Origin of the sequence: Salsuginibacillus kocurii DSM 18087 (assembly GCF_000377705.1) — a bacterium.
Lineage (GTDB): Bacteria > Bacillota > Bacilli > Bacillales > Marinococcaceae > Salsuginibacillus > Salsuginibacillus kocurii.
Genome location: NZ_KB898632.1, coordinates 88,900 through 98,754, shown reverse-complemented (window position 1 = coordinate 98,754; position 9,855 = coordinate 88,900). Strand labels below are relative to the sequence as shown.

Here is a 9,855-nt window from a genome sequence, read left to right as displayed (position 1 = left end):
AATTGAAGGAGTTCTTCTTGTTCGGTCGTACGGTTTTCCCGCTCACTAAAAGACTCACCTTGTTTGGATTGACGTACCCACTTATCTAATACAGAAGGCGACATTCCGTATTCCTTCAAAATCTCTTGACGGGGTTTTCCCGAAGCTCTCAATTGAACGATTTGTTCTTTAAAAGATTGAGAGAAGTGCTGTCTTTTTTGTCTGGACATGATATCCACTCCTTTATTACCTTACTTTAATCTTAGAGCAACTTATAATATCTGTCCAAATAAGTGTAACCGGTCCACTTCCGCTTGCACAGTGACGAGGACGGAGTGCGGCGTGAAGCGATAGTAGTGCCGTGTGCCGACATCTTAGTGCAGCGTGACGGTTTTCGAGTGCGGTTTCATGAGCATTACCTGCCGTGTCACCGCCAATGTGTGCGGCGTCGCAAACGAAAGCATCTAGTTTTCATATTTTCATAGGATGACTAAAGGGGCTGCCCTTTTGTTTGGGACAGCCCCTTTTGCGGGGTGAGGGTGAAATTGAGAGGTGTTACTTAGAACGCTTACGAGCAAGTAAGCAGACTGCTCTATTGGCACCAATACCCGTGGCGATAGATGTTAAACATAATATTTTTCTGAAAGCTGAACCGGCCATGTTTCTTGCTCGTATGCCATTGTCCAAAATTGGTGTTCCAATTGGCAGCTTTTGAGAAAATGATCACGCATGCGTTCGCGTTCGCTTTCTCCTGCAAGTTCTGCAGAACGGTCAATCTTTTCTTTGAAGTTGTTTACGATGTCTTTAACTTCCTCGGTTGCATAAAATCGGATCCATTCATTAAAAGGGTGGTTCTCATCTGGCTTTACTTCTTCCATTAAGCGCAACCCAATTTCATAATACGTCCATGGGCAGGGTGCAAGTGCGGTTAGTGTCTCTCCTAAGCTGCCATTATGCGCGGCTTCTAACATATGGCGCGTATAATGATGAGCGGTTGGCGCCAGGGGAGAAGCTTGCAGGTCTTTATAGGTGACGCCGGCTACTTCGCAGAAATTATTGTGAGGGTGGACTTCATCATTTAACACAAATGCAATTTGTTCCTGGAAAAAAGCCATGTCTTCGCGCTGGTCACATTTTGAAATAGCTAGTCCGTAAATGCGGCAGAAGGTACTCAAGTATTCATAGTCTTGCTTCACATAATGAATGAGAGACTCCTTTGGCACCGTGCCTTCAGCTATGCCCTGGACAAACGGGTGGGCGAATATGGCTTCAAAGATCGGGTCGCTTTCCTTCCGCAGTTGTTCGCTAAACGTCAAAAACATCGCCTCCTCAATGTGTTTACGACCAGAAAGAGAGGACACCTACATAGAAGAATGAAAAAAGCCTGCAGCTTAAAGAGGAAGCTGCAGGCTTTAGCTTATCAATCAAGGAAACAGTTTTACTATGGATGTTTCCAAGCTAGATGCTGTTAGTGTGCCTGTGTCCACTTTCCTCCGCTGGTATGAACCAGATCAGGTTCTAAGGGTCCAAGGTAACTTGTCTCAGCCAATATGGCTCCCCTAGTGGTCGTTTATAAGAATTTACAATTTAAGTATATCGAATGCCATCCCAGTTAGCAAGCAAAAATAAAACTATTCAAAAAATTATAGCTGAAATAGCAAGTTTACTTAGTATCATCGGATGGGAAATGAATCAGTAACCAATCAAGGCATGTTCATTATAAAGGAGGTTGTACGAGATGAGTTTATCACATCAGGAGTTTTATAATGATGAAGAAGTCATTGCCAAAGTGCAAAACTTACTAGACAACGGAGTCAATGAGAAAGATGTGTACATTTTAACGCATGACAGCGACCGCACGGACCGTTTGGCTAAACAGGCGGAGTCCAATGTTGTCTCTGCAGAAGATGAAAATGTCTCTACGGCTATGAAGAATGTGTTCCGTAAACGTGGTGATGAATTACGAGCACAATTTGAAAGCTTAGGGTATGGCGAAGAAAAAGCCGAACAGCTAGAAGGTAAATTAGATGAAGGGAAAGTTATCGTAGTGCTTACAGATGAGCATGCTTCGATCGAATAGATTACTAGTCTCGTTAGAAAAAGATAAAACGGGATGTGAGTGAGCTCGAACGATGTTTATTGAGGGGTGAAAGAAGGTATTTTATTTATATCCCTGGTTCACTTCCTATAAGGAGGGGAGCGTTTATGAGTGAGAATGTAAGTTTACCTTATCAAGAGTTTTATCATGATGACGATGTGATTGCAAAAGTAAAAGAGCTTAAAGAACATGGGGTAAATGAAGAAGATATTTTTATATTATCGCATGACCCTGAACGCACTGAAGCGCTTGCCGTCAACGCTCAAGCCAACCACATGTTTGAAGGGCAGCAGCCATTTTGGACAACCTTTAAAAATATTTTTCGCAACCGACGAGATGAATTGCAAGGCAAGCTCGAAACGTTAGGTTTTGATGGCGGTGAAGCAGACCAACTTGAAGAAAAGCTGAATGAAGGCAATGTCCTGATTGTAATTAGTGACAAAGAAGCGAATGTATCAATGTCTGGAAATATTACGTAAGCTGGCCTAGTCCGGCTTACGTTTTCTGTATTGTATACGGGCTGAACTGCTCCCAACTTGTCTAGCCCTACTCTACCATCTACTTATATTATCCCCTTTATAACGAATGAGGTAGTCACTATGATCGTAGCTGAATGTGATATTCATAGGAGGTCATTTTTCCAGATAAGATGGGAGAAGAGACGATTATAAGGAGGGCGATTATGAAACGGTATGTGCTGACTGGCATCGTTCTAGCTGTGGCGGGCAGCTTAGTGGTGACGCAGGCAAAGGCTGAAGGTGGACCGACACTTGTGTATGTGAACGACCAAGAGCCGGTGATGACAAATGAGCCCCAGATTGAGGATGGACGGACACTGGTGGAATATCGGGCTGTTATGGAAGCTCTTGACGTGGAAGTGAGATGGGACCAAGAAACACAGACGATTGAAACGACCTCGCCTGAAGGGGATCAAATTGAATTAACGATTGGGGAGACAGAAGCTACGGTTAATGGTAAAACGCATGAGCTTGATATAGCGCCACGGGTGGAAAATGAACGGGCCATCATTCCGCTCCGCTTCATTAGCGAAGCAAGCGGCTATCAGGTGGACTGGGGCCAAGAGGTGAACATGATTCACGTCAATGACGGCACAGCCTCTTCTCATGACTTTGCGCTTCCCCCGCTAGGTGAAGAAACGTTACAGGATGCGGAAGCTGGGCAAGTGGGACCGTTTCCGTATGACCTTGAAGAATGGAGCGTAGCCGAGGTAATTAATGAGTACGGTCTTCCGGACGGGAGATCAGATGGAACGCCGGATAGTGGAGATGTACCTTATCTAACCTATGGCGATTATGCGGTCACCTTTTTAGGGGCAGATAACGGTGAAAGTGCTCAGGAAGAGTGGTATGAACGAGACATTGTCTCTCAAGGAGAAGTGACGGAGATTCAAGCCCTTTTGGATGGCAATACAGTGCAGGATGTCGTGGATGCGTTCGGAGAGCCTGATTATACAGAAGAAGGCATGTATACGACACTTGCCTATGACACAGGAGACTATCGGTTGGCGGTGCGGACAGAAGCAGATCGTTCTACGGCTGCTGCTTATTACTATAATGTCTTACCTCGCTAGATAGATGATTGTTATAAAAAATGAGGCCGGGACAAACGTTTAGAAGGCGGTTTAATAGTCGAACCATAAAGTTGGTTTACTAAGTAGGGAGGCAAAATGCTACGACCCTGTGGTAACAGCACGAGCTGAAAATCACCTAAAACGAACGAGAGTGAGTTGAAGGAATTTGAAACCGTGGCTGCAGAAAGAAAAACTTTATGACTGGGCATAGTACACACCCCGTCCTATGATTTTAAAAATGGTAATCATAGGACGGGGTTTACTTATTTTAAAAGGTTATGTCCCAGCCTCTATCCTTTGGTTTCTCACTAGCATTGCAAATGTACCCCCAAGACAAAGTACTGGGGACCATGCGCGGTTGCTTAGCGGCTTGGTGGACTTATCCACCTCTTCGTACAGCTTACAGTATAGCAACCTAAACAAGTTAATTCCCCCACTGCACACGGATGGTAAGGGTACAGCAATGTAATGAATGGGGAGCATCCGCCACTAGTTTGAACGTGACAGAACTAGGGTTGTAGGTAGTTTCCACATCGGTTGGTATGCCAATGGATTCAATGATTTCGTTTACTTCCTCTTTATCATCAGCCTGGGCGGCAGTCATCAAATCGTCCATCAATTCTGGAGATGCTTCTAAGCTTTGGATCAACTGACTTGCTTCGTTAAGTAGCTGCTGTGATGCGGAAAGGGATTGTTCAAAATAGGTAATATCCACGGGTCCATAAGGATTGCGCTGACGTACAACCGGAGCTTTAGGAACGTGTTGGTACCGCAACGATTTCACCCTCCTTGTTCAGCTTTTATCCTATACTATGCCCTTTCACCTAAAACGGTGACATAGCACCTATTTGCCTCGGTTCATTTCTAGTCTCTGGGTACGCTAAAGCGATTTCTAGGTCAGCTTTCCTTTCAATATGTTATTGTTTAATGGAAGAAAAGCTCTACAACAGTAAGGAAAAGAGGTCCTCGTTTTGTCTGCACGTCATTTTCCTGTTATCGAAAAAGATAAGCTTGTTCTTACCATGTTGTTTATGAATTTCGTCATTATGGTCATGAACACCTCCATGTTTACGGTTGCTATTCCTGAGATTGCATTGGATTTCAATTTGTCGCCTGCACTGGCTGCCTGGATGGTAACTAGTTATTCGGTTTTCTTTGCGCTTGGCACCTTGCTGTACGGAAGATTGACAGCTTTTATAACCATGCCCGTACTACTTAGTGTGGGGCTTAGTCTTTTGGGGATGGGTTCATTACTCGGTTTTCTTGCAGATAATTATTTGCTTCTCGTCTTAGCACGGGTCGTTCAAGCAGCAGGGACTTCTGTTTGTGCCGCGCTTGGGGTCGTAATGATATCCAGGTATTTTCCACCAGCCTCAAAAAGCAAGGCCCTGGCCATGATTGCAGCAGCTTCGGCGCTAGGTTTTGGCCTTGGGCCGCTCGCAGGCGGATTGTTAAGTGAATACTTAGGCTGGCGCTATTTGTTTGCCATTAGCCTTTTAGGGGTAGCTACCATCCCCATCTATGTGAAATGGGTACCGCGCGCAAAAACGGGTACGAAGAGTTTTGATGTGATTGGCTTTTTGTTATTTAGCACATCGATTTTATCTGTTTTAATCGCGGTTTCGACAGGGATTCTTTCATTTTTAATTGGCTTGGTATGTCTTCCTGTTTTTCTTTATTATATTCAACGAGTGCAAGAGCCGTTTCTTGCTCCCGCTTTACTTAAAGATTCTTTTTATCAAAAAGCACTCTTTTTAGTGTTTGCGGTCTTTTTTATCCATTTTACGATTTTATTTGTAACTCCTTTGCTTTTATCAGAACTATATGGGCTGGGCGTGGCTGCCATTGGCTGGTTGATTTTTATAGGTGCTTTAGCGTCGACTGTGGTGATGCGTGTGCTGGGCCGATATGTTGAACAGGTAGGGATTATTCGGATTGCTGGTATCAGTATTTCGTGCATGATTTTGGCCAGTTTCTTCTATGCCGGATTTGCTGATCGCAGCATTTATTGGATTTCGTTGTTTTTCTTTTTATCTAGCGTAGGTTTTTCCACAATATCAATGAGCATGTCAAACTTAATGACTAGGTACCTGCCGGCTGATGGCTTTACAGCTGGTTATGGTGCACTGCAGCTGATTCAATTTTTTGGTGGAGCGCTAGGGGTAGCTTTGGCTGGGGCTATTCTTGAAGTGAGCAGCCAGGGAGCGTTTCATCCTCTCTGGCTGGCAGAGGCCGGAGCTTACAGTAATGCTTATAGTGTAGGTTTCTGCCTTTCATTGCTTGCTTGTTTCATATATCTATTCTTTTTCCGCCAAGCCAAACAACATGTGTCAGACTAGTAGCTGCTAGCTTCTTTCCTAAAATGAGGAACCCCCCACCTGCAGGTAAAACATGGTGGGGGGTTATAATTATGAATGGTTTTTTTCTTCGGGTTCTGGCGCAGGAACCTTCTCGTTGTTGGGCTTGCCGGTTGCTTTTATAACAATAAAGGAAATACCAGCGCTAAACAGAAAAGCAAGAGCCATCGCAGCTAAGGTCTCAAGCAAGTTGAAATTGTTTAGTAAAGAGAAAACGAGGCCAAATAGAGCCCAGGTCGTTGCCAGCATAAGCACGTGTTTTCGATTGGACATTCATGCAACATCCTTTTTACGTATAGTAAGTATATTTCTCTTAAACCGTACGAGATGGAAGCGAAGAAGTCAACCTCATGATGCGGCCGAGGAGTAAACGTTGAAGCAAAGATGAGTGCAGTGAACTTATTGAGTAAATATTCCTTTTTTTGGTGATGATTGAAATGTACACATTATCACTAGGAGGGGTAGAATGGGGAACAACGATGAACATAATGAATCAACGGGCACAAACGCAACGGGCGCGGGTGATTCACTGGACGGACGTATGAGCACGCAAGAAAACGAAGAAACATTAACCAATCGTCAAGGTCACCCGGTAACTGATAACCAAAATGTGCGCACGGTTGGAAATCGCGGGGCTACAACGCTTGAGAATTATGATTTTCTCGAAAAGATCAGCCACTTTGATCGCGAACGAATTCCGGAACGGGTCGTTCACGCGCGTGGAGCAGGGGCACACGGTTATTTCGAGTCGTATGGTACGTATGGAGACGAGCCGATTTCAAAATACACCCGTGCAAAAGTATTTCAAGAAAAAGGGAAACAGACACCGGTTTTTGTCCGATTTTCCTCGGTTATTCATGGCAATCATTCGCCGGAGACGCTTAGGGACCCGCGGGGCTTTGCGATTAAGTTTTACACAGAAGACGGGAATTGGGACCTGGTCGGCAACAACTTGAAAATTTTTTTTATTCGTGATCCATTAAAGTTCCCGGATCTCATTCATGCGTTTAAGCCTGACCCGGTAACAAACGTCCAAGACAGTGAGCGTATTTTTGACTTCGTATCTCAATCACCGGAAGCGACTCATATGGTGACCTTTTTGTTTTCTCCGTGGGGAATTCCAGCTAATTATCGGATGATGCAGGGTTCGGGAGTAAACACGTATAAGTGGGTGAATGCCGACGGAGAGTCGTTTTTGGTGAAGTATCACTGGGAGCCACTGCAGGGCATACGCAATTTAACCCAGGCGGAAGCGGATGAAATACAAGCGAAAAACTTTAATCACGCGACGCAGGATTTATATGAAGCGATTGAGCGGGAAGAGTATCCAGAATGGGAACTGTACGTGCAAATTTTAAGCGATGATCCTCATCCGGCGCTGGATTACGACCCGTTAGATCCAACTAAACTGTGGTATAAAGAAGATGTTCCGTGGCAGCCAGTCGGCAAAATGGTACTTAACAAAAACCCTGACAATTATTTTGCCGAAGTTGAACAAGCGGCCTTTGGAACCGGGGTGCTTGTAGATGGGCTGGATTTTTCCGATGATAAACTGCTTCAAGGTCGTACTTTTTCTTATTCTGACACGCAGCGCTACCGCGTCGGCTCCAATTACTTACAGCTGCCAATCAACGCGCCAAAAAAGCGGATGGCGACCAATCAGGAAGGCGGACAGATGCAATATCAGGTGGACCGAGGGGTAAGGCAAAACCCTCACATTAACTATGAACCTTCGCTGAGGGGCGGCTTACATGAAGCAGAGCAAGAAGGAAAAGAACATACCCCTTATGCGGAGGGTGAAATTAAACGAGAAGCAATCGAGCGGCAAAACAACTTTAAACAAGCAGGCGAAACATATCGTCGCTTTACTGAATTTGAACAAAACGAGCTCATTGCCAATCTGGTCGACAATTTAAAATCATGCCGTCAAGACATTCAAAACCAAATGATTGAAAACTTCACTGCGGCTGACCCAGATTACGGGCGCCGGGTCGAAGAAGGGCTTAAAAAAGCTAATACTGAAGGTGCTGGTAAGGAAGCAGAAAAAGAACAAGCGGTACAAAAAGCGACAGAAGAAAGTCACCCGTCTGATCCGTATTAATTCGGTGCAAGAAGCGGCCGACGCAAACAGCTGAGAAAGTGGGAGTGGATGAGCCACTCCTTTTTTGTTTGTCTGTTGCTCGTAAATGCTATCGTAGCTAGAAAGCTTTGCGGCGGTAGAGATGAAGGTCTTTGCTGTTTGTCAATATCGAACAGAACAATCCATAAACGAAAAGACTCTACCTTACTCTAACCCTTTAAATTTCACACACCGTATTAAAGTTAATTTTCCAATTGATGTTAAATATATGCCTCAAATAGGGAAAGACAATATTAAAACAATCGAAAGGAGAAGCGACAAATGGATGTCACATTTGAATATATTAAAACAAATGGCGTAACGCTTCATACAGCATTAGCTGGATCGCAAGACGGCGAACTAGTTGTCTTATTGCATGGATTTCCCGAGTTTTGGTACGGGTGGAAACACCAAATCGAGGCGTTAGCTGCTGAAGGGTATTGGGTAGTAGCTCCAGACCAACGGGGCTACCATTTAAGTTCGAAACCAGAGGGTGTGGCAGCTTATGAGATGAACGAGCTGCGCGATGATATTTTAGGACTCATTACGCAACTCGGCCGCAAGCAAGCGGTGATCATCGGTCATGATTGGGGCGGAGCTATCGGTTGGCATCTCGCCGCCACTAGACCCGAAGTGGTGAGATATTTTATTCCGATTAATATCCCCCATCCTGGTGTGATGCCAAAAGTGATGGGCACTCACCCCGTTCAAATTCTACAAAGCTCGTACATGCTATTCTTTCAATTGCCTACGTTTCCAGAAAGAACGATGCAAGCGAAACAATTTGATAGTTTAAAACAGGCTCTTTTAAAAACAAGTAAAAATGAGACATTTTCCGAGACAGACTTACAATGGTATGAAAAAGCTTGGTCCCAGCCTGGTGCGTTAACAGGCATGCTTAATTGGTACAGAGCTATGAATGCTGAGACAATCACTGAACTTATGCGTAGAAACGTTCACGTTCCCGTGCACATGCTATGGGGAATAGGTGACCAATTTTTATCTACTGCGTTGGCCAAAGAAAGCATGACACGCTGCACAAATGGAGAGTTAACATTTATCGGGGAAGCTACTCACTGGGTCCAGCACGAACAACCAGAGGTGATAAATCATTTAATTAAAAAATCTTTGCAAGCAGCAAATCAAACGAACGTCTAAGCTGCTGCCTGTAATCATTCTCGTGTAAGGTGAGTTTCAATGTTGATATACTAGGTTCTGTTTCACTCATTCCTAGAAAAGAACATGATTTCTTAATCAATAACTGAAGGCTAGATTAAGGAGATAAAAACAAGGGTTCGATGGACTTCCACTTATATGGGGGTCCATTTTTGTTTATTGCAGTAAAAGATATGACATTCTAGCGTGAATAAAGAGTACTGCAACTTCAACACGTGGGGGTTCCCTAGAATGAATGCTGTGCCCGCAGCGAAGCCAACAACGAGGAGAGCAGACGATGTGAAGAGAAAGCCGATGTCGCACACGTGCCTGTGGTGAAGTGGTGAGAGCGCCCGCCTGGAGAGAAGGATTGAATCCATACATAACGAGCGCAAAACATGTGGGCAGTTTTGTGCGGCTAGGGTGGGCTGTATCCGCACTCATAACTTGGGAAAAGTGGAGGGTTGGCGGTAGGAAATGAAAAATTTAATTATTGTGCTAATCGTTTATTTGCAAATTCAGAAATTATTTTTGGTTTTGGAATCAAAAATAAAAT

10 protein-coding genes and 1 riboswitch are annotated in these 9,855 nt (G+C 44.4%); of the genes, 6 read left to right on the top strand and 4 right to left on the bottom strand.

Features of this window, described 5'->3' with window-relative positions:
• Both D469_RS0116625 and tenA read right to left on the bottom strand, forming a co-directional pair.
• Positions 1-209: transposase (locus tag D469_RS0116625; RefSeq protein WP_018924519.1), on the bottom strand; the 209-nt coding region annotated here is incomplete at its 3' end.
• Between the two features lie 393 nt (positions 210-602).
• On the bottom strand, positions 603-1,295 hold the full coding sequence (gene tenA / locus D469_RS0116620; RefSeq protein WP_018924518.1) for a thiaminase II: 693 nt from the start codon (positions 1,293-1,295) through the stop codon (positions 603-605).
• Positions 1,296-1,450: 155 nt separating this feature from the next.
• Positions 1,451-1,550: riboswitch (TPP riboswitch) on the bottom strand.
• A gap of 167 nt (positions 1,551-1,717) precedes the next feature.
• Here tenA and D469_RS0116615 point away from each other — a divergent pair.
• From D469_RS0116615 to D469_RS21330, 3 genes are all read left to right on the top strand, one after another.
• Entirely contained in the window at positions 1,718-2,059 is a 342-nt protein-coding gene (locus tag D469_RS0116615) for a YflT domain-containing protein (protein WP_018924517.1), read from the top strand.
• A gap of 125 nt (positions 2,060-2,184) precedes the next feature.
• Positions 2,185-2,556 (top strand): YflT domain-containing protein, encoded by a 372-nt coding sequence (locus D469_RS0116610; protein WP_018924516.1) that lies wholly within the window; start codon positions 2,185-2,187, stop codon positions 2,554-2,556.
• 203 nt (positions 2,557-2,759) lie between these two features.
• On the top strand, positions 2,760-3,668 hold the full coding sequence (locus D469_RS21330) for a stalk domain-containing protein (protein WP_018924515.1): 909 nt from the start codon (positions 2,760-2,762) through the stop codon (positions 3,666-3,668).
• Positions 3,669-4,092: 424 nt separating this feature from the next.
• Here the strand turns inward: D469_RS21330 and D469_RS0116600 are convergent, their stop codons facing one another.
• On the bottom strand, positions 4,093-4,443 hold the full coding sequence (locus tag D469_RS0116600) for a YuzC family spore coat inner layer protein (protein WP_018924514.1): 351 nt from the start codon (positions 4,441-4,443) through the stop codon (positions 4,093-4,095).
• A 196-nt stretch (positions 4,444-4,639) separates the two neighbouring features.
• Here D469_RS0116600 and D469_RS0116595 point away from each other — a divergent pair, with 196 nt between their 5' ends.
• On the top strand, positions 4,640-6,007 hold the full coding sequence (locus D469_RS0116595) for an MFS transporter (RefSeq protein WP_018924513.1): 1,368 nt from the start codon (positions 4,640-4,642) through the stop codon (positions 6,005-6,007).
• 69 nt (positions 6,008-6,076) lie between these two features.
• Here D469_RS0116595 and D469_RS0116590 read toward each other — a convergent pair whose 3' ends face one another.
• Complete coding sequence (locus tag D469_RS0116590) at positions 6,077-6,298, bottom strand: hypothetical protein (protein WP_018924512.1); 222 nt, start codon at positions 6,296-6,298, stop codon at positions 6,077-6,079.
• 193 nt (positions 6,299-6,491) lie between these two features.
• Between D469_RS0116590 and D469_RS0116585 the strand changes: the two genes are divergently transcribed.
• Entirely contained in the window at positions 6,492-8,126 is a 1,635-nt protein-coding gene (locus D469_RS0116585) for a catalase (RefSeq protein ID WP_018924511.1), read from the top strand.
• Positions 8,127-8,426: 300 nt separating this feature from the next.
• The gene (locus D469_RS0116580; RefSeq protein WP_018924510.1) at positions 8,427-9,302 is read left to right on the top strand and encodes an alpha/beta fold hydrolase; all 876 of its coding nucleotides are present in this window, start codon (positions 8,427-8,429) and stop codon (positions 9,300-9,302) included.
• Positions 9,303-9,855: the final 553 nt, after the last annotated feature.

Bases quoted from the DNA above. Each gene is read 5' to 3' on its own strand.
- D469_RS0116615 (WP_018924517.1), top strand. From the start codon at position 1,718: ATGAGTTTATCACATCAGGAGTTTTATAATGATGAAGAAGTCATTGCC.
- D469_RS0116610 (WP_018924516.1), top strand. From the start codon at position 2,185: ATGAGTGAGAATGTAAGTTTACCTTATCAAGAGTTTTATCATGATGAC.
- D469_RS21330 (WP_018924515.1), top strand. From the start codon at position 2,760: ATGAAACGGTATGTGCTGACTGGCATCGTTCTAGCTGTGGCGGGCAGC.
- D469_RS0116590 (WP_018924512.1), bottom strand. From the start codon at position 6,298: ATGTCCAATCGAAAACACGTGCTTATGCTGGCAACGACCTGGGCTCTA.
- D469_RS0116585 (WP_018924511.1), top strand. From the start codon at position 6,492: ATGGGGAACAACGATGAACATAATGAATCAACGGGCACAAACGCAACG.
- D469_RS0116580 (WP_018924510.1), top strand. From the start codon at position 8,427: ATGGATGTCACATTTGAATATATTAAAACAAATGGCGTAACGCTTCAT.